This window comes from Leifsonia sp. Soil_N53, from assembly GCF_057655165.1.
This window is the reverse complement of the sequence record NZ_JBDGMM010000044.1, coordinates 41097-63475: the sequence shown is the minus strand read 5'-3', so window position 1 is coordinate 63475 and position 22379 is coordinate 41097. Positions and strand designations below refer to the sequence as shown.

The 22379-nt window shown below is 71.0% G+C and carries 21 protein-coding genes; 4 read left to right on the top strand and 17 right to left on the bottom strand.

Annotation, left to right across the window (positions count from 1 at the left end; translation table 11 throughout):
- Nucleotides 1-65: 65 nt before the first annotated feature.
- Nucleotides 66-1337 (bottom strand): ABC transporter substrate-binding protein, encoded by a 1272-nt coding sequence (locus tag AC3A3H_RS05295; protein WP_487613503.1) that lies wholly within the window; start codon nucleotides 1335-1337, stop codon nucleotides 66-68.
- 118 nt (nucleotides 1338-1455) lie between these two features.
- Here AC3A3H_RS05295 and AC3A3H_RS05290 point away from each other — a divergent pair, with 118 nt between their 5' ends.
- The gene (locus tag AC3A3H_RS05290) at nucleotides 1456-2166 is read left to right on the top strand and encodes a FadR/GntR family transcriptional regulator (protein ID WP_487613502.1); all 711 of its coding nucleotides are present in this window, start codon (nucleotides 1456-1458) and stop codon (nucleotides 2164-2166) included.
- A 21-nt stretch (nucleotides 2167-2187) separates the two neighbouring features.
- Here AC3A3H_RS05290 and AC3A3H_RS05285 read toward each other — a convergent pair whose 3' ends face one another.
- Genes AC3A3H_RS05285 through AC3A3H_RS05265 form a run of 5 tightly spaced genes read right to left on the bottom strand, consistent with a single transcriptional unit; the run spans nucleotide 2188 to nucleotide 7518 of the window.
- On the bottom strand, nucleotides 2188-3363 hold the full coding sequence (locus AC3A3H_RS05285; protein ID WP_487613501.1) for a serine hydrolase domain-containing protein: 1176 nt from the start codon (nucleotides 3361-3363) through the stop codon (nucleotides 2188-2190).
- Nucleotides 3363-4346 (bottom strand): glycosyl hydrolase family 32, encoded by a 984-nt coding sequence (locus AC3A3H_RS05280; protein WP_487613500.1) that lies wholly within the window; start codon nucleotides 4344-4346, stop codon nucleotides 3363-3365. Before AC3A3H_RS05280 ends, AC3A3H_RS05285 begins: the two co-directional genes overlap by 1 nt.
- Nucleotides 4347-4349: 3 nt before the next feature.
- A complete protein-coding gene (locus tag AC3A3H_RS05275) occupies nucleotides 4350-5174 on the bottom strand; it encodes a carbohydrate ABC transporter permease (RefSeq protein WP_487613499.1) in 825 nt (274 codons plus the stop codon).
- Nucleotides 5171-6160, bottom strand: coding sequence for a carbohydrate ABC transporter permease (locus tag AC3A3H_RS05270; RefSeq protein WP_487613498.1), 990 nt, complete (start codon nucleotides 6158-6160; stop codon nucleotides 5171-5173). The genes AC3A3H_RS05275 and AC3A3H_RS05270 overlap by 4 nt, the downstream gene beginning before the upstream one ends.
- A gap of 2 nt (nucleotides 6161-6162) precedes the next feature.
- Nucleotides 6163-7518, bottom strand: coding sequence for an ABC transporter substrate-binding protein (locus AC3A3H_RS05265; RefSeq protein WP_487613497.1), 1356 nt, complete (start codon nucleotides 7516-7518; stop codon nucleotides 6163-6165).
- A gap of 154 nt (nucleotides 7519-7672) precedes the next feature.
- On the opposite strand from AC3A3H_RS05265, the gene AC3A3H_RS05260 reads away from it, so the two are divergent.
- Nucleotides 7673-8689 (top strand): LacI family DNA-binding transcriptional regulator, encoded by a 1017-nt coding sequence (locus tag AC3A3H_RS05260; RefSeq protein ID WP_487613496.1) that lies wholly within the window; start codon nucleotides 7673-7675, stop codon nucleotides 8687-8689.
- Here AC3A3H_RS05260 and AC3A3H_RS05255 read toward each other — a convergent pair.
- The 8 genes from AC3A3H_RS05255 to AC3A3H_RS05220 all read right to left on the bottom strand — a co-directional run bounded on the left by AC3A3H_RS05255 (nucleotide 8686) and on the right by AC3A3H_RS05220 (nucleotide 16526).
- A complete protein-coding gene (locus tag AC3A3H_RS05255; protein WP_487613495.1) occupies nucleotides 8686-9702 on the bottom strand; it encodes a Gfo/Idh/MocA family protein in 1017 nt (338 codons plus the stop codon). The genes AC3A3H_RS05260 and AC3A3H_RS05255 overlap by 4 nt on opposite strands.
- Nucleotides 9699-10640 (bottom strand): aldo/keto reductase, encoded by a 942-nt coding sequence (locus tag AC3A3H_RS05250; protein WP_487613494.1) that lies wholly within the window; start codon nucleotides 10638-10640, stop codon nucleotides 9699-9701. The genes AC3A3H_RS05255 and AC3A3H_RS05250 overlap by 4 nt, the downstream gene beginning before the upstream one ends.
- A gap of 2 nt (nucleotides 10641-10642) precedes the next feature.
- A complete protein-coding gene (locus tag AC3A3H_RS05245) occupies nucleotides 10643-11725 on the bottom strand; it encodes an NAD-dependent epimerase/dehydratase family protein (protein WP_487613493.1) in 1083 nt (360 codons plus the stop codon).
- Nucleotides 11722-12078, bottom strand: coding sequence for a tautomerase family protein (locus AC3A3H_RS05240; RefSeq protein ID WP_487613492.1), 357 nt, complete (start codon nucleotides 12076-12078; stop codon nucleotides 11722-11724). Before AC3A3H_RS05240 ends, AC3A3H_RS05245 begins: the two co-directional genes overlap by 4 nt.
- Before the next feature lie 24 nt (nucleotides 12079-12102).
- Entirely contained in the window at nucleotides 12103-12891 is a 789-nt protein-coding gene (locus tag AC3A3H_RS05235; RefSeq protein WP_487613491.1) for a carbohydrate ABC transporter permease, read from the bottom strand.
- Nucleotides 12891-13874, bottom strand: a complete 984-nt coding sequence (locus tag AC3A3H_RS05230) for a carbohydrate ABC transporter permease (protein ID WP_487613490.1) — start codon at nucleotides 13872-13874, stop codon at nucleotides 12891-12893. The genes AC3A3H_RS05235 and AC3A3H_RS05230 overlap by 1 nt, the downstream gene beginning before the upstream one ends.
- Complete coding sequence (locus tag AC3A3H_RS05225; protein WP_487613489.1) at nucleotides 13871-15247, bottom strand: ABC transporter substrate-binding protein; 1377 nt, start codon at nucleotides 15245-15247, stop codon at nucleotides 13871-13873. The genes AC3A3H_RS05230 and AC3A3H_RS05225 overlap by 4 nt, the downstream gene beginning before the upstream one ends.
- Before the next feature lie 250 nt (nucleotides 15248-15497).
- The gene (locus AC3A3H_RS05220) at nucleotides 15498-16526 is read right to left on the bottom strand and encodes a LacI family DNA-binding transcriptional regulator (RefSeq protein WP_487613488.1); all 1029 of its coding nucleotides are present in this window, start codon (nucleotides 16524-16526) and stop codon (nucleotides 15498-15500) included.
- Nucleotides 16527-16665: 139 nt separating this feature from the next.
- Here AC3A3H_RS05220 and AC3A3H_RS05215 point away from each other — a divergent pair, with 139 nt between their 5' ends.
- Together AC3A3H_RS05215 and AC3A3H_RS05210 are read left to right on the top strand one after the other, a co-directional pair.
- Nucleotides 16666-17448 carry an SDR family NAD(P)-dependent oxidoreductase gene (locus AC3A3H_RS05215; protein ID WP_487613487.1) on the top strand — a complete coding sequence of 261 codons (783 nt, stop codon included), beginning with the start codon at nucleotides 16666-16668 and terminating at the stop codon, nucleotides 17446-17448.
- Nucleotides 17445-18308: an SMP-30/gluconolactonase/LRE family protein gene (locus AC3A3H_RS05210; RefSeq protein ID WP_487613486.1), complete on the top strand. Its 864-nt coding sequence runs from the start codon at nucleotides 17445-17447 to the stop codon at nucleotides 18306-18308. The genes AC3A3H_RS05215 and AC3A3H_RS05210 overlap by 4 nt, the downstream gene beginning before the upstream one ends.
- On the opposite strand, the gene AC3A3H_RS05205 is transcribed toward AC3A3H_RS05210, so the two are convergent.
- From AC3A3H_RS05205 to AC3A3H_RS05195, 3 genes are read right to left on the bottom strand one after another with little or no spacing between them, the layout of a single operon-like run.
- Complete coding sequence (locus AC3A3H_RS05205) at nucleotides 18296-19762, bottom strand: aldehyde dehydrogenase (NADP(+)) (RefSeq protein WP_487613485.1); 1467 nt, start codon at nucleotides 19760-19762, stop codon at nucleotides 18296-18298. The genes AC3A3H_RS05210 and AC3A3H_RS05205 overlap by 13 nt on opposite strands.
- Nucleotides 19759-20658, bottom strand: a complete 900-nt coding sequence (locus AC3A3H_RS05200) for a fumarylacetoacetate hydrolase family protein (protein WP_487613484.1) — start codon at nucleotides 20656-20658, stop codon at nucleotides 19759-19761. Before AC3A3H_RS05200 ends, AC3A3H_RS05205 begins: the two co-directional genes overlap by 4 nt.
- Nucleotides 20655-22364, bottom strand: a complete 1710-nt coding sequence (locus AC3A3H_RS05195; RefSeq protein ID WP_487613483.1) for an IlvD/Edd family dehydratase — start codon at nucleotides 22362-22364, stop codon at nucleotides 20655-20657. The genes AC3A3H_RS05200 and AC3A3H_RS05195 overlap by 4 nt, the downstream gene beginning before the upstream one ends.
- Between the last annotated feature and the right edge of the window lie 15 nt (nucleotides 22365-22379).

Genomic DNA, 22379 nt, shown 5'->3' with positions numbered 1-22379 from the left:
GCCGCCGGCCGCGGGCGTCGCGGGCTGCGGGGGCCGCGCCGCGCGGCGCGACCCCGTCGTGGTGCTCACTGCCCGACCAGCTCCTGCGCCTGCTTCTGCGCCGTCTGCATCGCGGACTTCATGTCCGTCTGGCCCTGCAGGGCGGAGAGCACCTGCGTCACGACGATGTGCCGGATGTCCGGGGTCTGCGCCCCGAAGCCGACGACGATCTGCGGCACGCCGGAGTCGGTCAGACCGTCGAGCACCGGCAGGAAGGGGTACTTCTGGAGGCTTGCCTCGCTGCGCTTCGTGAGGGTCGCGACACTGCTGGCGCCGAGCACCTCCTGCAGCTTGACCTGCTGGGCCGGCTTCAGCAGCCAGTGGATGAAGTCGACCGCGGCGTCCTTGTGCTTGCTGTTCGCGTTGACCACGATCGGCGCGAGCAGCGCGCCCTGCTTCTTGACCGGGAACGGGATCCGCGCGACCGAGAACTTCAGCTGCGGGTTTGCCGCGGTGGTCGCGGTGGCGTAGCCGCCGTTGTTGAGCTCCATGCCCACCTTGCCGTTGGCGAACATCTTGCGGAAGGTCGCGGCGTCCGCGCCCTTCGGGATCACGTTGGCGTCGTAGAGCTTCTGGTAGGCCTCCAGGCCCTTGATCACGTTCGGCGAGTCGATCGTCAGCTTCTTGCCGTCGGACCAGTTGCCGCCGAAACCGAGCACATAGTTGAAGATGTCCTGCCAGACACCGGCCTCCTCCGCCTGCGTCTGGCGGAACGCGAGGCCGTAGGTGTCGCCCGCGGTGAGGCCCTTGGCCGTCTGCAGGAACTCGTCGAACGTCGTCGGCGGGGTCGGGATGAGGTCGGCGTTGTAGAACATGCCGTAGTTGGCGTCCTCGAACACGACGCCGTAACGGTGACCGTCGACCGTGAGGTACTTGTCCGGGCCGGCGATGAGGCCGAGCTTCTTCGCGTCGATCGAGTCGTCGAGCGGCTCCAGGAGGCTGGACCCGGCGGCGGCCTCGAACTCCGGCATGTCGAAGCGGACCAGGTCGGGACCCTCACCGCCGCCCATCTGGGTCAGGACGGTCTGGCCGAACGTCGGATACGGGACCGATGCGGGCTTGACCGTGACGATCTTCTGGCTCGCGTTGTACTCGTCGATGAGCTTCTGGAGCCCGGGTCCGCGACCCGGGTCGCCGAGGGTCGACGCGGCGAAGGTGATCGTCGCGGGTTTCGGCGTGTTCGCTCCGGCGGTGCTGCCCGGGGCGGCCGATGAGCAGCCGGCGAGCGCGAGCGCGCCCGCGGCGAGCGTCGCGATCAGGGCGAGGGTTCTGCGGGGGCGAGAGGGACGTGACTGCAATGCCTACTCCTTCGTAAACGTGCGGCAGGGTATCCGCGTTAATTAGGAATAATAGTAACAATAGGTCTAAACGCAAAATAGCCCGGGGAAACGCATCCCGGGCGGGTAAGGTCCACTCATGGCAGATCTGCACGCGGCGCTCGTCGACAAGCTCGGGCTCCGCATCGTCCGCGGCGACTATCCGCCCGGCAGCCGCATCGACGTCGACGCGCTGGAGCCCGAGTTCGGTGTGAGCAAGACCGCGATCCGCGAAGCGCTGCGGGTGATCCGCGAGAAGGGCCTGATCGACTCCCGGCCCAAGCGCGGCACGATCGTCACCGATCGCGAGCAGTGGAAGCTGCTCGACGGCGACGTCATCCTCTGGCGCCGCGAGGCACGCCGCGACGACGACCGCCTGCTCGCCGAGCTCTCCCAGCTCCGCGACGTCATCGAGCCGGCAGCCGCGCGCCTGGCCGCCGAGTTCCGCGACGAGACCGACGTCGACGCCCTGCGGTCGGCGTTCGCGGCCTTCGAGTCGGCGGGCCGCAACGCCTCCCGGCTGGCCGAAGCCGACCGCGACTTCCACCTCACCCTGCTGCGCGCGACGCACAACGAGCTCATGATGCGGCTGGAGGTGGTCGTGATCCACGCTCTGGACGCCCGCAACCGCATCCAGCACCATCCGGGCGCCGACTGGCTCGACCCGGTCCCCGACCACAAGCGGGTGCTCGACGCTGTGGCGGCGGGCGACCCGGTCGCCGCCGAGCGCGCGATGCAGCACGCCATCCGGGAGTCCGACGACGTCCTCCGCGCCGGCGAGCCGCCGTTCGAGGGAGCGCACGCCGGCTGAGCCGGCGCCCGCTCCCGCAGCTCAGCTCGTGGGCGTCAGCGCCCGCTCGGCGAGCACGCCGCGGAGGGCGTCGACGATGTTCGTCGCGCGGTCGTCCGCCCCGGCCTCCAGCCAGTTCGTCACGAACGCGAAGCCGACCTGCGCGTCGGCGTCGGCGAAGGCGACCTGGCCACCCGCGCCGTCGTGCCCGAGACTGCTCGGCCCGAGGTAGCGACGCGCGGCGGAGTCGAGCTGCACCCCGCGTCCCCAGCGCGGCCACGGACCGGGGGTCGGGAAGACCGGCTCCCCCTCGCTCATCGGGACGACGGCCTGCGCCACCGTGGCGTCGTCGAGCAACCGGGCGCCTGCGGTCTCCACGACCGTCGCGGACCAGATGGCGGAGAGCGCGTCGGCGGTCGCGATGCCGCCGGCGCCGGGGATCTGCGCGGCCCGCACCCGGGCGTCGTTGAATCCGCCGTCCGGAGTGACCAGCGCGGCGGGCAGCGCGCCGCCCAGGGTCATCGCGCGGCCCGTCCACTCGGACGGCGCGGCGAGGAGTTCCTCCCCGGCCTCCAGTTGGCTCGCGGACGCCTGGAGGTGGGCCACCCGGCCCGCCTCGGCGTCCGGCAGCCCGATCCAGGCGTCGCCGGTGAGCGGGCGCACCAGCTCGGCGAAGTACGCGCCGGGCAGCTCACCGGTCACCCGGCGCACCAGCTCGCCCGCCAGCCAGCCGTGCGTGATCGCGTGGTACGCGTAGCCGGTGCCGGGCTCCCAGAGCGGGCTCTGCCGGGCGAGCACCCCGGTCATGTGCTCCCAGTCGAGCAGCTCGTCGAACGTGATCCGCTCCCGCGGCGCCGAGAGGCCGGTGCGGTGCGAGAGGAGCTCGGCCACCGTCACGCCGGACTTGCCCGCAGCGGCGAACTCCGGCCAGTAGCGCGCGACCGGCGCGGAGTAGTCGACCAGCCCGTCCTGCACCAGCCGGGCGACCAGCACCGACATCAGTCCCTTGGTGCACGAGAAGATCACCGTCGGCGTGTCAGCGACCCACGGCCGCGCCGTGCGCTCGTCGGCGGTGCCGCCCCACAGGTGGACCACCCGGCGGCCGCCCACCCGGACGGCGAGCCCGGCGCCCATCGTCGGCCGGTCCCGGAACGCTTCGGCGAACGCGGCGGCGACGGGCTCGTACCCGGCCTCCGCTTCTCCATGGATGACAGCCATCAGGCGAGGTTCCCTTCCTGTGCGAGCGTTCCGAGCCGCAGCTCGGCGCCGTCGACGACGAGTTCGTACGGATCGCTGATCCGGCCCTGGAATCCGCCGTCGCCGCCGATGTTCTCGAACGCGATGAACCGCGGCGTCCCGCTGCGGTCCTCGACGATGCGTCCGGCGTACAGGTTCTCGGGCGCGAGCAGCCGCGCGTCGTCGAGCGCGAACGGCCCGGTCGGCGACGCGGCGTCGGCGATCCACACCCCGCCAGCTGTCCCGGCGCGCTCGCCCGCGAGGTGGGCGGCGTCGCAGGAGAACAGCAGCAGGTCGCGTCCGGCGAGCCGGATCGCCTGCGGCACCTCCAGGTGCGCGAAGCCGGCTCCCGGCGCGCTGAGCGGTGGCTGGACCTCCCAGTGCACGAGGTCGGCCGACCGGGCGTGCCCGATGACCCCGCGGTCGGTGTCCCGCCGCGAGCAGGCACCGCGGGCGCGCGCCGTGATCAGCATGTGCCAGCCCTCCCCCGCCGCGTCGCGGAACACCCAGGGATCCCGCCAGGCCTCCTCGTGCCAGGTGCCGTCCGGGAGGATCTCGTACCAGTCCGGGCCGGCCTGCAGCTGCAGACCCGCGTCCTTGCGCCAGACGTGGAGGTCGTCGGAGACGGCGACGCCGATGGTCTCGACGTTCGTGATGTCGTGCGGCGAGAGGAATCGCGAGCCGGTGTAGAACATCCGCCACAGCCCATCGTCACCGCGGATCACGCTGCCGGTCCAGGTGGCGGAGCTGTCGATGTCGTCGGGCTGCCCCGGGCCGAGCACCTCGCCGAGGTCCGTCCAGGTCACGAGGTCGTCGGAGATCGCGTGGCCGATCCGTGCGTTGCGGTGCCGCAGCCCCGGGTCGCCGAGCGAGGTCGGCGCGTGCAGGTAGTAGAGGTGGTGCCGCTCGCCGTCGTCGGCGAGCCAGAAGTCCCAGACCCAAAGGCCGTCTTTGCTGAATGCCATCCGTCAGCCCTTGACCGCGCCCTGGATCAGCGCCTTGATGAACTGGCGCTGGAAGATCACGAAGACCACGATCGTGGGAACGATGATGAGCAGGGCGCCGGCGTTCAGCAGCGGGATGCTGAGGCTGTACTGCCCCTGGAAGAACGTGAGCGCGCCGGCCACGGTCCGCTGGAGCGGGTCGGCGACGAGCACCACGGGCAGCAGGAACTGGTTCCAGGTCCAGAGGAAGAGCAGGATCGCGAGCGCCGACAGCGCGGGGCGGGCCAGGGGCAGGTGGATGTGCCGCAGCTCCTGCCACATCGACGCGCCGTCGACGCGCGCAGCTTCGGACAGCTCGGCGGGCATGTTGACGAAGTGCGCGCGCATCCAGAACACGCTGAACGGCATGAACAGGCCGATGAGCGGCAGGATGATCGCCCACTGGGTGTTGAGCACGTTCAGCGACTGCATCTCGTAGTAGAGCGGGATGATCAGCGCCTCGAACGGGATCGTCAGGCCGAGGATGAAGAGGATCAGCAGGGCGCGGCCGCCGCGGATGTCCAGGCTGCCGAGCGCGTAGCCCGCCAGGCTCGAGATCACCAGGCTGATCGGCACGACGCCCAGCACGATGAGCGCGCTGGAGCCCATCAGCTCCCAGACGTGCCCGGTGTTGAACGCCTCGACGAAGTTGCCCCACTGCGGGTTCGTCGGCCAGGTGAGCCCCGTGGGGTTCACGTCGGCCGGCTGCAGGGCGGCGGAGGCCATGTTGACCAGCGGGATGAGGGTGAGGACGAGCACGACGGCGAGGAGCACGCGGCCCGTCCACTTCTCGACGGGGTTGACGATCATGAGTCACGGACTTTCGAGAGACGCTGGATCGGGAGGACGACGAGCAGGACGAGGATCATCAGGATGATCCCGAACGCCGACGCGAGTCCGACCTCGCTCTGCGTGAACCCGATCCGGTAGATCGAGATCCCCGGCACGAGGGTGGCGCGGCCGGGGCCGCCGAGCGTGGTGGTGTAGATGATGTCGAAGCTGCTGAGCGCCGCGATGATCGTGAGCGTGATCAGGACGGCGAGCTCCTGGCGCAGCCCGGGCAGCGTGATGGTGAAGAACTCGCGCCACCAGCCGGCCCCGTCGAGGCGGGCGGCCTCGTACAGCGAGATGTCGATCTTGCCGATGCCGGTCAGCAGCAGCACGGTGCAGAGCCCGGTCAGCGTCCACGACCCGATGAGCCCGACGGCGGGGAGTGCCGTCTGGTAGTCGCCGAGCCACGGCCGGGCGAGGCCGCCGAGCCCGATCGCGTTCAGGATCTGGTTGACCGCGCCGGTCTGCGCGTACATCCACGACCAGGCGATGCCGGCCGCGGCGAGCGGGATGATCTGCGGCAGGAACAGGACGGTCTGCGAGAAGCTCGTGAAGGCTCCCGCCCGCATCGAGCGGATCAGCGTCGCCAGCACGAGGCCGAACGTGACCGGGATGATCGTGAAGAACGCGATCAGGATGAAGGCGTTGATGATCGACCCGAGCAGGTCAGGGTCGGTGAAGACGGTCAGGTAGTTGGCCAGGCCGACCCACGTCGAGGCGCCGATGCCGTTCCAGTCGTAGAACGAGTACTGGATGCCCTGGAGGAGGGGCCAGAGCACGAACGCCGCGTAGAAGAACAGCGCGGGCGCGACGAGGAGCCAGCCGATGCGCCTCCCGCGCCCGGCCGTCCGTCTCCGGACGGCCGGGCGCTTCGCAGCCCCGCGAGCGCTGCCACGGCCCGCCTGCCGCGCCGACGAGTCCTGGCGGCTCGCGGCAGCGCTGGTGCGGGACTGCACAGAGGTCATCGTTACTTCTTCACTTCCTGCTCGTAGAAGGCCTGCACCTTGTCGACGAACTCCTTGCCGGTGATCTTGCTGGTCACCAGGAGCTGGGACTCGGGGATGATCGCCCCGGCGTAGATGCCCGCGGTGGTGTTGGCCATGAAGTCGACCTGGCCGTTCTCCTTGCCGATCTGGGCTGCGGCGGCGAGGACCTGCTCGGTGATCGAGCCCTTCTCCACCTTCGGCTGCGCCTCGGCCGGGTCGCCGCCGGGAGCGGCGCCGGTCACGTCGACGACGAGCTGGCGCGCCTTGGCGTTGGTGTGCACCCAGTTCAGGAAGTATGCCACCGTGTCGAGGTTCTTCGACTTGGCCGCCGCGGAGAACGAGTTCGCCGCGCCCATCGCGACGTGGTCGCCGCCCGCCTTCGCCGGCGGGACGAGGAAGAACTGCACGTCCTTGCCGAGCTTCTTGGCGTAGTTCGCCGCCTCCCAGTTGCCGTTGAACGTGTAGACGCCCTTGCCGTCCTGGAAGTTGCTCACGAACGTGAAGTAGTCGACGGCGTTGATGTCCGAGTTGAAGTACCCGGCGTCCGCCCACGTGCGGATCAGGTCGGCGCCCTTGACGGTGCCCGGCTGGTCGTAGCTGGCGCCCGGCTTGTTGAACATCCAGTCGAGGAAGTGCTGCTTGTCGACGTACTGGTTCATGGCCGCCTGGACCGTGAAGTTGACCACGCCGTCCTTGTCGCCTTCGACCAGGGGGGCGACGCCCGCCGCCTTCGCCTTCGCGAAGTCGGCGCCGAGCTCGTCGAGCGTCTTGGGGACGCTCGTGATGCCCGCCTTCTCGGCGAGCTTCGTGTTCACGAAGACGCCGGTCACGCTGTAGCCGAGGCCGAGCTGGTAGAGCGATCCGCTGCCGCGGACTCCGTCGGCCGTCATCCGCAGCGGCGCGAGCTGTGCGGCGGGCCACTTGTCCCAGCCGTAGGCCTTGAAGTACGGGTCGAGGTTCGCGACGAGCCCGTCCTTGACCGTGTCGCCCAGCGTCGGGAGACGGATCAGGTCGGGAGGGGTGGAGCTCGCGAGCAGCTTCGGAGCGTTCGCGGTGAGGTTCTGGAACGTGTCGCGCGTGATCTTGAACGTCACGTTCGGGTGCTGCTTGGTGAACTCCTTGGCCAGGTCGTCGGTGAGCGGGAAGCCCGTCTCGTCGGCGATGGTGAGGGTCACCTTCTTGGAGGTGAGCTGCGTGCTCACGTCGGTCGCGCCCTTGGCCGGCCCGTTGGTGGCGGAGCCGGGCGCGCAGCCCGCGAGCACGAGAGCGACGGCCGAGGCCACCGCTCCGGCGAGGAGGACGCCACGGACGTGGCGCCGAGGAGAGGCGATTGACATACAGGACTCCCTTGTCGTCAGGACCGGATCGGGTTCGATCCCGCTGCTAAATGCTTTCAGCACGCTTATACTGAGTCACGTCCCCGGGTTTGTCAAATGTGATTCGCGGGTTGTGACGAACAGAGCGGATAGCATCCGCTAGAGGAGGAACGGGATGCTCAGCAAGCGGGTGACACTCGCCGACGTGGCGCGGAGGGCCGGGCTCTCGGTGTCCGCGGCGTCCATGATCCTCAACGGACGGCCCGACACCCGGCTCTCGCAGGACGCGCACGACCGCGTGCACACGGCCGCCGCCGAGCTCGGCTACCGGCCGAACGTCGCGGCCCGGGGGCTGAAGACGGACAAGACGCACACGATCGCGTTCGTCTCCGACCTCGTGGCGACGACGCGCTACGCGTCCGGGCTCATCACCGGGGCGATCGCGGCGGCCGAGGCGGCGGGTCACGTGATGATGGTGCTCGAGACCGGCGGCGAGCCCAAGCGCGAGACCGAGGCCATCGGGGCCGCGCTCGACCGCCAGGTCGACGGCTTCGTCTTCGCGTCCATGCGCGCCAGGGAGCTCTTCCTGCCCGAGATCGCGTTCGAGACGCCGGCCGTGATGCTGAACGCCACCAACGCGCGCTTCCCCCGCGCCGTCCTCCCGGACGAGCGCGAAGGCGGCCGCACGGCCGTCGAGGTGCTGTTCGGCGCCGGGTTCCACGACGGCATCGCACTGCTCGGGCACAGCGAGAAGCAGGAGCAGGGCCTTTTCCGCTCCGCGACGGTCGCCGAGCGCATCGCGGGCATCCGCGGCGCGATGGCCGACCGCGACGCCGAGTTCAGCAGCGAGGCGTCGATCTGGCTCTGGGAGCCCGACGGCGGCTACCAGGCGACCACGAAGATCCTCCGCCAGCGCAACCGGCCGGCGGCCATCCTCGCCATGAACGACCGGCTGGCCTTCGGCGCCTACCAGGCGATCGCGGAGGCCGGGCTCCGCGTCCCCGAGGACATCTCGATCGTGTCCTTCGACAACGACGAGCTGGCCGCCTACCTGCGGCCCGGGCTGACGACCGTGGCCCTCCCCCACCAGGAGATGGGCCGGCGCTCCGTCGAGCTGCTGCTCGGCGGCGGCCCGGCGGGCGAGACCCGGGTCTCGATGCCGCTGGTCCAGCGCGACTCGGTGCGGGCCTAGCCGGCGGTAACCGGCGCGCGACCGACCCCGGCCGCACGGTACACGGCGTCGATCGCCGCCATGTTCCCGACGTAGTCCATGCCTTCTGTGGGCAGGGGCGTCCCGGTCCGCAGCGCGTGGATCACCGCCGCGAGCTGATGGTCGTAGGTGTCGAGGCCGGCCACTGTCGAGCGCGTGCCGACGCCGTCGCGCTCGACCTCGATCGTGTGGCCCTGCACCGGGAACACCAGGTTCTGCACGCGCACGACGGCGTCGGAGCCGCGCACCTCGATGCTCGAGTCGAGGGCGACGTCGGGCTCCATGCTCGCGGTCAGCCGGGCGGTCACGTCGCCGCCGAAGGAGAGCGACGCCTCGATCGACACGTCGGCGCCCAGCGGATTCAGCGCGGCACGGGCCGAGACGACCTCGGGCTCGCCGAACAGGCTCCGCAGCCAGTGCAGCGGGTAGCAGCCGAGGTCCATCAGGGCGCCGCCGCCCAGCTCGGGAGCGTGCCGGATCGACCGCGGGTCGTAGGGGTTGGCGCCGGTGAAGGTCGCCGTGGCCGACAGCGGCGTGCCCAGCTCACCGGATGCCACGAACGACCGGAGCCACTCCTGCAGCGGGTGGTAGTGGTCGTGGAACGCCTCGACCGCCCGGTGGCCGGTGCGCTCGGCGGCCGCGAAGACCTCCCGCGCCTGCGCCGCGTCCATGGTCATCGGCTTCTCGCAGAGCACGTCCCTGCCCGCTTCGAGCGCCGCGATGGTCCAGCGCGCGTGCTCCGACGGCGGGAGCGCGACGTAGACCAGGTCGAGGGTCGGGTCGGCGAGCAGTTCCTCATACGTGTCGCAGGCGGTCGGGATCCCGTGGCGGGCGGCGAAGCCCGCGGCGTCGTGCCGTGACGCGACCGCGGCGATCTCGGCGTCGTCGCGGCGGCGCGCGGGCGCGATGATGGCGCGCGGCGCGATGCCGGCCGCTCCCAGCACGCCGATCCGCAACGGCCGCGCGGCGGCACCCGACGGTTCGGCCGCGCTCATCCGAGCCAGTTCTGCGAGGACGGCACCAGTTCCTCCAGCCGCCCCCACAGCGCCTCGGGGATGTCCCACTCGGCGTAGCCGAGCGTCTGAGCGACCCGCTCCGGCGAGGAGACGCCCACCACCGTCGAGTCGATCAGCGGGGACCGCAGCGAGAACTGCAGCGCCGCGGCGGGCAGCGGCACGCCGTGCTCCGCGCAGGCCTCCGCCATCGCCCGCACCGCGTCGGCGAGCTCGCCGGGGCGTTCGCCGTAGCCGTAGTTCGACTGGACGTCCGGACCCTTGGCGAGCATGCCGCCGCCGTACGGAGCCGCGTTCACGACGCCGATCCCGTGCTGGCGGGCGAAGCCGAAGAGCTCCTCCGCCGAGCGGTCCACCAGGGTGTAGCGGTTGTGGCTCAGCACCACGTCGAAGACCCCGGTCTCGAGGTAGCGGCGCATCAGCCCGACCGGGCCGCCGGCGACGCCGATGTGGCCGACCAGGCCGCGGGCGCGCAGGGCCACCAGCGCGTCCACGGGGCCGCCGGCCTCCACGGCTTCCTCGAACGGGATCCGCTCCGGGTCGTGCAGGTACAGCAGCGGCACCCGCTCCACGCCGAGGCGCTCGAGGCTCTCGGCGTACGAGGCGAACACGCGCTCGCCCGAGAAGTCGCCGGTCACCGGGTCGGGGTCGACCTTGGTCGCGAGCACGACGCCGTCCGGGAGGCCGCCGCGCTCGGCGATGGCGGCGCCGATCCGCCGTTCCGCCGTTCCGTCGTCCCCGTAGCCGTTCGAGGTGTCGATGAAGCGGATGTCGCTGTCGAACACCGCCTCGACCGTCGCGACCGCCCGCTCGGCGGTCACCGGGTAGCCGTAGAGCTGCGGCATGCTCGCCAGCGGGCTGGTGCCCATGCAGAGCTCCGTCACCTCCAGCCCGGTGGCGCCCAGCTGACGGGTGGCCACTATCACGCCGTCGCCTCCTGGAGCACGGGCGCGCGGTCGGCGAACGACTGACGGGCCGCGTGGTAGGCGTCGACGACCCGGTCGAGGACCTCTTCCGTGGGCGCGTCGCCGGTCGCGATGTCGGGATGGGCCGCCCGCCACTCCATCATCCGCCGCACCGCCCGCTCGAACGTGAGCTTCGGGGCGAACCCGGGGACGAACCGGCGGATCTTGGACGTGTCGAAGACCGCGGAGTGACCGAGGTCGCCGACGAACTCGCCCGACCAGAACCACTCGGGGGCGACCACGGGGAACAGCTCGCTCGCGACGTGGACCAGCCGCGCCTCGACGCCGAGAGCGTTCGCGAACAGGCCGTAGATCTGGTCCCACGTCAGCACGTCGTCGCCGGTGATGTGGAAGGTCTCCCCCACCGCGCGCTCGCTGCCGAGCAGCCCGACCAGGCCCTGCGCGAAGTCCTCGGCGTGGGTCAGCGTCCACAGCGAGGTCCCGTCGCCGTGCACGGGGATCTCGGCTCCGCGGGCGATCCGGTCGATCACGGTCCAGCCGCCGGGCAGCGGCGGGTTCGCGTCGTCGTACGTGTGCGACGGCCGGATGACGGTGACCGGGAAGCCCTGCTCGCGGTGCGCGCGGGCGAGAGCGAGCTCCGCCCGCCACTTCGCCGTCGCGTAGGGCAGCGGCGGGTTCGGCCCGGTCGGGGTGGACTCGGTGATCGGGGTGGTCCGCACCGGCTTGGCGTAGATCGACGCCGAACTGATGTGGACGTACTGCCGGGTGCGGCCCGAGAACAGCTCCACCCAGCGGGCGACGTCGTCCTCGTCGTAGGAGAGGAAGTTCACCACGGCGTCGAACGAACGCTCGCCGAGGGCGGCACGGACCGACGCCGAGTCGGACACGTCCCCGAACACCTTCTCGACCCCGGCGGGCAGGGCCCGTCCGGTGGCGTTCGCACCGCGGGTGAGCACGGTGACGGCCATGCCGCTCGCGGCGGCGAGCCGCACGCAGGACGCGCTGATCGTGCCCGTCCCGCCGAGGAACAGCACGCTCAGCGGCGCCCCGTCGTGGCTCAGCAACTCCGCACCGGTCATCGTCCCGCGTACCAATCCTCGAAGCCGTTCTCGACGAGCGAGATCAGCACGTCCTCCGACCGGATCCCGAGCGGCGCCAGCTTGGCCACCACCGTCTCGAAGAACCGCCGCTTGACGGCGACAGGATACATGTGGACGGCCGTCACGCGGATGAGCAGCAGGCTCCTGCGGTCGACGTCGTTGTACCCGGGGTCGAACTTCAGCTCGTCCGCGCCGTGCGGGCGGAAGACCTGGAAGCGGTCGTCGGCGGGGATTCCGAGCGCCTCGATCTGCGCGTCGTGGATCGCGTCCCCGATCTCCGCGTGGGAGTTCTCGAACAGCTCGCGCTCGAGGTCGACTTGGATGAGTGGCATTTTTCTAGACTCCTAGGGTCGGATTCACTTGATGGCGCCGGCCGCGAGGCCGCGCTCGAACATGCCCTGCAGGCACAGGTAGGCGACGATCTCCGGGATCGCGGTCAGCACCGCAGAGGCCAGGATCTTGGTCTGGTCGTTGCTGAACTCCCCGACGAAGAACTGCGGCACCAGCGTGATGGTCTGCATGTCCTGCGACTGCAGGAACACCAGGGGCATCAGGTAGTCGTTCCACGCGCCGATCAGCGTGAAGATCAGGACGGCGGCCGCGATCGGCCGGGTGAGCGGCACGATCAGGGCGAAGAAGCCGCGGACCGAGTTGGCGCCGTCGACGCGGGCCGCCTCGAACATCTCGTCCGGGAGGCCGTTGATGAAGTTGCGGGTCAGCAGCACGGCGAACGGGATCTGCAGCGCGGCGAGCGGCAGGATCACCGCGGCGTACGTGTTGAACAGCCCGAGAGCCTGGGTGGTGACGAACAGCGGCGTCAGCAGCACGACCTCCGGCAGCGTGAGGCAGGCCAGCAGCATCCAGAAGTAGACCTCCCGGAAGCGGATGTGCAGCTTCGCGAACCCGTAGGCGGCGAGCATCGTCACCGCGTAGACCAGGACGATGACCCCGGCGGAGATGATCGCGCTGTTCAGGAAGAACCGGAAGAAGCCCGGCACCGCCAGCACGTCGCGGTAGTTGCCCCAGCCGGCGCCGGCGAACGAGCCCTGCACCATCGCGATCAGCGGGAAGAGATACGGGAGCACGAGGACCGTGGCCAGCAGTTGCAGCAGGCCCTTGCTCCACCAGCGGCGGACTTCGAACATCAGCGGGCTCCCGTCTTCTCGCGGCGTCCCCGCCTGCCGATCCCGGCCGTCCGCTCGAGCCCGGTCCGCTCCCGGCCGAACACCTGCAGCAGGATCGCCATGGCGAGCGCGATGACGAGCAGGATGATCGAAAGGGCGGCGCCGTAGCCGACGTGGGCGAGCTGGATGGTCATCTGGTAGATGTACGTGCCGAGGAACTGCGTCGCGTTGTTCGGCCCGCCGATCGTCACCAGCCACGGGATGTCGAAGGTCTTCAGCGCGCCGATCGCGCTCAGGATGCCGAGCGCCAGGGTCGTGCCGCGCAGGGTCGGCCAGATGATGCTGGTCAGCGTGCGGATGTTGCCCGCGCCGTCGATCCGTGCCGCCTCGATCAGGGACTGATCGACCTGGCTCATCGCCGCGTAGTAGAGCACGAAGGTGAGGCCGGTCCACTGCCAGATGGTGATCACCATGATGACCGGCAGCGCCGTCGACGACTGGCCGATCCACGGCTGGGCGAGGAAGCCGAGGCCGATGAAGTGCAGCACCTGGTTCAGCTGGCCGTCCGCGGCGAAGATCTGGCGGAACACGGGCGCCATGATGGCGGGCGCGAGGACCACGGGGACGAAGATGATCACCTTGTAGACGACGGCGAGCTTGATCCGCGAGTGCATGATCACCGCGAACAGCACGCCGAGCGCCGTCTGGAACGTGAAGGTGACGATGAAGAAGATCACGGTGTGCCAGATCGCGCCCCAGAACACCGGGTCGTTGGCGATGTTGGCGTAGTTGCGCAGCGCGATGGACTCGGGGTCGGGGCTCGCGCCGTCCCAGTTCAACGTCGAGATGTAGCCGGTGTAGCCGATGCAGTAGTAGATCAGCCCGGCGCTCAGCACGAGCGCCGGCAGGATCCAGGGCAGTCCAGGGGCTTGGAGGCGGCGGCCGCGCGGCCGGCTCGACGAGCCGACCGCGCGGGTCAACCGCTCCTGGGTGGAGACAGTCATCCGTTCGCCGCCTTGGCCGCGTCGGCGGCCTGCTGCAGCGTCTTCGCCGCCGCCTGCGGTGTCGCGCTGCCGCTGCCGACCGACTGTGCCGCAGCCAGGAAGGCGTTCTCGATGTCGGCGTTCAGCAGGGCGAACCGGGGCTCGTCGATCGCGGTCAAGCCGTCGAGGTAGTCGTTGACCGGCTTGGACTGCTGGGCCTCGTCCACGAACTTGATGCTCGTGAAGTCGGGCGCGACGCCCTTGAGCACCGGCGTGGTGTCGAGGCGGTCCGCGACGACCTGCTGGCCCTTGGTGCTGGTCGACATCCACTTGACGAACGTCTCGGCCGCCGAGCGGTGCTTCGACTTGCTCGCCACGGCCAGGCCGTAGTCGGCGTCACCGAACATCTCGCTGGTGTTGCCCTTGCCCGCCACGTCCGGGAAGTGGATCGGCAGGATCGGGAACGGCTTGGCGCCCGCGACGCCCGCCGCGGAGATCGACTGCGTCATGGCGGCCTCGGTGGCGTACTGGGTGTACCAGCTGCCCATCATCACCATGGCGTACTTGCCGGTCAGGAAGCCGTTGTTGATGTCCGGGTACTGCTGCGCCCCGAGCGCACCCTCCTGCATGATCCCGCTGGTGAACAGGTCCTTCCAGATCGAGAGGGTCTGGACGATCTGCGGCGAGTCCCACTTGGCCTCGCCCTTGGACGCCTTGGTCCAGTAGCCGGGTTCCACCGAGTTGGAGATGGCCTGCAGGGTGTCCTGGTCGAAGCCCTCCTGCGACGCGCCCTGGGCGAAGCAGCCCTGGCCGTTGCTCTGCAGCGTCTTGCAGACCTGCTTCCACTCGTCGAGGGTCTTCGGCGGCTGGAGGTTGTACTTCTTGAAGATGTCGGCGTTGTACCAGAGCGAGCCGGCGTAGGACGAGCCGATCGGCAGCGCGGTGAGCTTGCCCTTGGCCGTGAGGCCGTCGACCGCGATCTTCGCGATCTTCGACTTCCAGTCGCTGCCCAGCGCCTTCTCGGCGGTGGGGGCCAGGTCTTCGGCATAGCTGCCGAACTGCTGCACGTAGGCTCCGGGCTGCAGATCGAACACGTCCGGCCCGCTGTTGGAGGCGAGCGCCGGGCGCATCGCCGCCTGGTAGTCCGAGATCCCGATCAGCTTGAAGTTGACCTTGATGTCCGGGTACTCCTTGTTGAAGGCGGCGATGAACTGCTTCGCCTCGTCGGTGTTCGTCGGAGTCCAGCCCCACCAGTTGATCGTCCCGCTCGTCGCCGAGCCGGCCTCGCCCGAGCCCGAGCTCGAGCAGGCGGCGAGCCCGAGGCCCGCCAGACCGGCCACGGTGAGCGCAGCGATCGACCGCAGCACCGTCTTCGATGTGAATGTGAATCGCATGTCAGTCCTCTTGCGTCGCGGACACGTCAGCGTGTCCGGGTGAGCGCCGGATCGGTGGACCCGGCGTGATCGAAGTCCGATGAGGCCGGGCGACCTCTTCGTCTTCGCGAGGCGCGTCCATCGGACGCGCCTTGACACTGAGGTGAATCTAAACGCCTACGTAAACGCGAGTCAAGTTTTACCTGGAATTTAGAAACGTTTCGTTAACTGGGCGCACGAAACCGGCCAGAACACCGGAGATCGCGCGGCCTCAGGAGCGCGGGGCGGCCGTGCTCTCGCGCACGACGAGGGAGGTCGCCATGTCGACCCGGCTGAACGCCAGCTCCGGCTCGTCGCGCAGGCGCGTAACCAGGTGGGTCGCCTGCTCGGCCATCTCGGCCAGCGGCACCCGCACCGTGGTGAGCGGCGGGCCCGCCCACTCGGCGATCGAGAGGTCGTCGTACCCGACGACGGAGAGGTCCTCCGGCACCCGGAGGCCGAGCACGCGCGCCGCCTCGTAGACGCCGAGCGCCTGGATGTCGCTGGAGGCGAAGATCGCGGTCGGCGCGTCCGCCGACGACAGCAGCGCGCGCGCCTCCACGAAGCCGTCCTGGCGGTGGAACTCCCCCGGCCGGATGTACTCCGGCCTCACCCGGAGCTTCGCACCGTCGAGCGCCGCACGGTAGCCGGAGAGGCGGGCCGTCGACGCCATCATGCTGTCGGGCCCGGTGATGATGGCGATGCGCTCGTGCCCGAGCGCGATCAGGTGCTGCGTGGCCTGGAACGCGCCGTTCCAGTCGGCCGAGCCGATGGACGGGGCATCGGACGCCGGCGCCCCGTAGGGGTCGATCATCACGATCGGGATCGACCGGCTGCGCAGCCGGGCCTTGTCCTTCTCCGGGAGCAGCGCCGCCACCAGGATGATTCCCAGCGGCTGCCTGCGCAGCACGCCGTCCACCCAGCCGGGCCCCGGCAGGTGCGACTCCTGGGCCGCCGAGACGACCATGCCGATGCCGTGCTCGCTCGCGACCCGCTCGATGCCGGCGATCGCCGCACCGCCGAACGGGCTGTCGATCTCGAAGCACAGCACGTCGATGAGCGGCGCTTCGCTCTGCGCGCTCAGCCGCCGGTTGTAGTTGCGCTCGTCGAGCAGCGACTCGATCCGCTTGCGGGTCTCGTCGGAGACGCCGGCCCGCCCGTTCAGGACCTTCGAGACCGTCGCGACCGAGACGTTGGCGAGCGCGGCGACCTCCGAGAGCGTGGCGCGGCTCGCGGGTGCGGCGGCGGCGGCGTTTTCCATGGGCCTCATGCTAGCCGCGGCCGCGCCGCGCGCCCGGCCGGCGCTGCGGGACGGTTGACGAGGTGCGGATGTGCTCATAGTCTGACGATTCAGATAGTTTTCGCTCGAATGAAGAAACCTTACAGGGAACAGGGTATCAATGACGATCACCGCCGAGTCCGAGTTCGCCCGGTATCCATCGCTCGCCGGCCGCACCGCGTTCGTCAGCGGCGGCGCCACCGGGCTCGGCGCGGAGTTCGTCGCAGAGCTCGCCGCGCAGGACGTGCGGGTGGCGTTCGCCGACCTCGACGAGGCCGCTGGAGCGGAACTGGTCGCGGCGGTCGCCGGACGCGGCCACCCCGAGCCGCTGTTCCAGGCGGTCGACGTGCGGGACGTCGACGCGCTGCAGAACGCGATCCTGCAGGCGGCCGACCGCCTCGGCGCCCCGACGGTGCTCGTGAACAACGCCGCCAACGACGCCCGGCGCTCGGTCTCCGACATCGACGTGGCCGCGTGGGACGACGGGATCGCCGTCAACGTGCGCCATCACTTCTTCGCCGCCCAGACCGTCCGGCCGCTGATGAAGGCCGCCGGGGGCGGATCCATCATCAACCTCGGCTCGATCAGCGCTCACATCGACCTGGTCGACCTCCCCGTCTACATCACGGCGAAGGCCGGGATCGAGGGCCTCACCCGCACGCTCGCCCGCGAGTTCGGCGGCGACGGCATCCGGGTGAACTGCATCGTCCCCGGCTGGATCATGACGCAGCGCCAGCTCGACAACTGGGTCGGCGAGGCCGAGCACGACAAGATCCTGGCCGCCCAGTGCCTGCCCGAGCTCCTGTACCCTGCTGACGTCGCCCGGCTGCTGCTCTGGCTGGCCGCCGACGACTCGCGGATGGCGACGGCGCAGACCTGGGTGATGGACGGAGGATGGCAGTGAGAGCGGAACAAGTGACCCCGCCGGTGACCTGGCACGGGGAGGGGCCGTTCTGGGACGACGCCGGGCAGCGGCTGCTGATCGTGGACATGCTCGCCGGGGCCGTCGTCGACCTGGCGTCCTTCGCGCACCCGAAGCGCTACGAGGTGGGCAGTCCGGTCGCTGCGGTCATCCGCCGCCGGACGCAGGGCGGATTCATCGTGGCGACCGAGCACGGCTTCGCCCTCTTCGACGAGGACTTCGCGCTCGTGGGTCGCCTCCCCGACCTGCTCGACGACCCGGCCATCCGGCTCAACGAGGGCGGCTGCGACCCCGCCGGCCGCTTCCACATCGGCTCGATGGCGTACGAGATGACTCCCGGCGCGGCCGCCGTCTATCGGCTCGACCCCGACGGCTCGACGCGGACCGTGCTGACCGGGATCACCATCTCGAACGGTCTCCAGTGGAGCCTGGACGGCTCACTCGCCTACTACATCGACACCCCGACCCGGCGCGTGGACGTCTTCGACGTGGACCAGGCCGACGGCTCGCTGCACGACCGGCGCCCGTTCGTCCGGCTCGGCGACGACGTCGCCGGCTCGCCGGACGGCATGGCGATCGACGCGGAGGGCGGGCTCTGGGTGGCGCTGTGGGGCGGCGGCGCGCTGCGCCGGTTCGACGCCTCCGGCGCGCTGACCGAGGTCGTCGACGTGCCGGGCGTCAGCCACACCAGCGCCGCCGCGTTCGGCGGATCCGACCTGGACACGCTCTACATCACGTCCTCCCGCCAGCACCTGGCCGACGACGCCGAGCCGGAGGCCGGCGCCGTCTTCGCGGTGCGTCCGGGAGTGCGCGGCGTCCCGCTGCCGGCCTACGCCGGCTGACCGGGCGTGCGGATCCCGTCCACCAGCCGCGGCACACCCCACGGGTTCGCCTCCTGCAGCGCGGGAGGCAGCAGGGCGTCCGGCGCGTCCTGATACGCCACCGGACGGAGGAAGCGGCCGATGGAGGCCGTCCCGACCGACGTGAAGTGCGGTGCGGTGGTGGCCGGGTACGGTCCGCCGTGCTGCTGCGCGAAGGTCACCGACACCCCGGTGGGCCAGCCGTTCCAGAGCACGCGCCCGGCGCGGGCCGCCAGCAGCTCCAGCAGCGGGCCGGCCGCATCCCCGTCGACGCCCTGGACGGTGGCGGTCAGCTGACCGGGGAGCGCGCGCGCCACCGCCAGCAGTTCGTCGGCGGAGCTGTACCGCACGAGCACCGCGGCCGGGCCGAAGTGCTCCTCCAGCAGCTCGTCGGCGTGCGCGAGGAACGTCGCCGCGTCCGTGCCGTAGACGGTGGGCACCGGCTCCGGCGCCTCGGCGGGGGACCCGATCAGCAGCTCCACGTCGTCGCGCTCGGCGAGCGGCGCGAGGCTGGCGAAGTAGCCGCCGCGGATGGCGTCGGAGAGCATCGGGCCGCCGGAGGTGCCGCGGACCGCCTCCACCACCGCGTCGGCCAGCGACGAGTCGGCCGGGACCAGCAGAACGCCTGGCTTGGTGCAGAACTGCCCGACGCCGAGCGTCAGGGAGGCGGCGAAGCCGGTGGCGATCTCCTGCCCGCGGGCGGCCGCGGCCGCCTCGGTCACGAAGACCGGATTCACGCTGCCGAGCTCGCCGTAGAACGGGATCGGCTCGGGCCGGGAGGCCGCCAGGTCGAAGAGCGCCCGCCCGCCCGAGAGCGACCCGGTGAACGTCGCCACCGTGAGCCGCGGGTCGAGGACGAGCGCGCGGCCCGCCTCCCGTCCCTCCACCAGGGCGAACACGCCGCGCGGCGCACCCGCGGCGGCGAGCGCCTCCTGGACGTGCGCGGCGACGGCACGGCTCAGCTCGGGATGCGCGGAGTGCGCCTTCACGACGACGGGCGCTCCGGCGGCGATGGCCGCGGCCGTGTCGCCGCCGGCCACCGAGAAGGCGAACGGGAAGTTGCTCGCGGCGTAGACCGCCGCGGGGCCGAGCGGCCGGAGCATCCGGCGCAGGTCGGGCCGGGCGCCCATCGGCCAGTCGGCGTCGGCGTGGTCGACGGTGGCGTCGAGGTAGCCGCCCTCCTCCACGACGCGCGCGAACAGGCGCAGCTGGAAGGTCGTGCGGATCAGCTCGCCGCGCAGGCGCTGCTCGGTGAGGTGGCTCTCGCGCGCGGCCAGGGCCACCAGCGCGTCGGCGTCGGCGTCCAGGCGGTCCGCGATCGCCCGCAGCCAGCCCGCGCGGTCGCCCGGCGGGGAGCTGACCAGCGCCGGCGCGGCGTCCGCCGCGGCCGCCATGGCGGTCTCGAGGTCGACCGCGACCTGTGTCTCCTGGATCATCGTGCCGCTCCTTCCAGTCCGTGGCTGTCCGGGCCGCGGCCCACCTGCACCACCGGGTTCACCAGTCTGCCCACGCCCGCGATGTCCACGGCGACCTCGTCGCCGGGCAGGAGCGTGAAGTCCGCCTCCGGCACGATTCCGGTGCCGGTCAGGAGGATCGCGCCGTCCGGGAAATCGAGTCCGCGGAAAAGCCAGTCGGCGAGGTCGTCCAGCCGGCGCGCCAGCTGGTCCGTGGATGCCGATCCGCTGAACACCACGGCCCCGTCCCTGCGGATCTCGAGGCCGATCGCGAACGGCGTCCCGACCTCCCACGCCGGCACGATCTCGGGACCGAGGCCGCACGCCGCCGTGTAGACCTTCGCCTGCGGCAGGTACAGCAGGTTCTCGCCTTCGATCGACCGGCTCGACGCGTCGTCGCCCGCCACGTAGCCGAACAGGCCGCCCTCGGAGTCCAGCACGAGGCCGAGCTCGGGCTCCGGTACGTTCCAGACCGAGTCCGCGCGGACGCCGATCGGCTCGCCGGGCCCGACCGCTCGCGCGCCGGTCGACTTGAAGAACAGCTCGGGCCGCTCGGCCGCGTAGACGCGGTCGTAGGGGGTCCCGTCGGTGGCCTCCTCGATCCGGCCGTCTCGGCTGCGCAGGTACGTCACGCCGGCGGCCCAGACCTCCTGCTGCGGGTCGATCGGCGCGAGGACGCGCGACGGCGTCAGCCCGCCGCCGGTCGCGCCCTCGACGCGCTCGCGGGCCTCCGCCGGCGTCAGGCGGAGCAGCTCCGACAGGGTCGACCCCAGCGGCGAGTACTCGTCACCGCGGCGCACCGCCCAGACGACCGCGCCGTCGACCTCCACCCGTGCCAGCGCCGTTCCCGGCGTGGACGTGCTCTCCGCGTTGCTCAATGCGACTCCCTCGTGACCTCGGACCCGCTCGCCCCGACCAGGAAGTCGAGGTCCGCACCGGTGTCCGCTCCCTGGACGTGTTCGATGTACAGCTTCTGCCAGCCGCGGTCGGCCTGGGCGAAGGCCTCCACCTGCCGCCGCGACACCGAGCGCTTGGCGAGCTCGTCCGCGTCGACGAGCAGTTCGAGGCGCCGCGCGGGGACGTCGAGCGAGATCAGGTCGCCGTCCTCGACGAGCGAGAGCGGGCCGCCGGCCGCGGCCTCGGGGGCGACGTGCAGCACGACCGTCCCGTACGCGGTGCCGGACATCCGGCCGTCGCTGATCCGCACCACGTCGCGCACGCCCTGCTTCAGCAGCTTCTGCGGCAGCGGGAGGTTGCCGACCTCCGGCATCCCCGGATAGCCCTTCGGTCCGCACCCGCGCAGGATGAGCACCGAGTCGGCGTCCACGTCCAGGTCCGGGTCGTCCAGGCGCGCGTGGGCGTCCTCGATGGAGTCGAAGACGACGGCCCGGCCGGTGTGCACCAGCAGCTCCGGGCTCGCCGCCGCCGGCTTGATGATCGCGCCGCGCGGGGCGAGGTTGCCGCGGAGCACGGCGATGCCCGCGTCGTCCTGCAGCGGGTCCTCCCGCAGCGAGATGACGTCGCGATCCCAGACCTGGTTCTTGCCGAGGTAATGGGTGAGCGGGCGGCCGGTCACCGTGGTCGCGGCCGGGTCGAGGAGGTCGGTGAGCTGATCGAGCACCGCCAGGAATCCCCCGGCCCGGAACAGGTCCTCCATCAGGTAGGTGCCGGCCGGCTGCAGGTTGACGAGCAGCGGCACGTCGGCGCCGATCCGGTCGAAGTCGTCCAGGGTCAGGTCGATGCCGAGCCGGCCCGCGATCGCGAGCAGGTGGACGACCGCGTTCGTGGAGCCGCCGATCCCGGCGAGCGCCACGATCGCGTTGTGGAACGACTCGGCGGTGATCACCTGGGAGATGCGCCGGTCCTCCAGCGCGAGCTCGACGGCGAGCCGGCCCGAGGCGTGCGCGGCCTCCAGCAGCCGGCTGTCGGCGGCGGGGGTCCCGGCGACGCCGGGGATGGTCATGCCCAGCGCCTCGGCCATCAGCCCCATGGTGGAGGCCGTCCCCATGGTGTTGCAATGGCCCTTGCTCCGGATCATCGTCTTGTCGGTCGCCTCGAACTCCTCGGCGGCGAGGGTGCCGGCGCGCACCTCCTCCGAGAGCTTCCAGACGCCGGTGCCGCAGCCCATCCGCTCACCGCGGAAGTAGCCGTTGAGCATCGGGCCGCCCGGGACCACCACGGCGGGGATGTCCACCGAGGCGGCGCCCATCAGCAGCGCGGGGATGGTCTTGTCGCAGCCGCCGAGGAGCACGACCGAGTCGATCGGGTTGGCGCGCAGCATCTCCTCGATGGCCATCGCGGCCATGTTCCGCCACAGCATCGCCGTCGGCTTCACCAGGGTCTCCCCCAGCGAGACGACGGGCAGGTTGACCGGCACGCCGCCGGCCTCCCAGACGCCCTGCTTGACGTACTCCGCGACCTCGTTGAGGTGCATGTTGCACGGCGTGAGGTCGCTCGCGGTGTTCGCGATCGCGATCTGCGGGCGCCCGTCGAACGCGTGATCGGGCACGCCGCGGCGCATCCACGCCCGGTGGATGTAGGGGTCGCGGCCGTCGCCGCCGTACCAGCCCTGGGAACGGACCATCTGTGGGAACTCCTT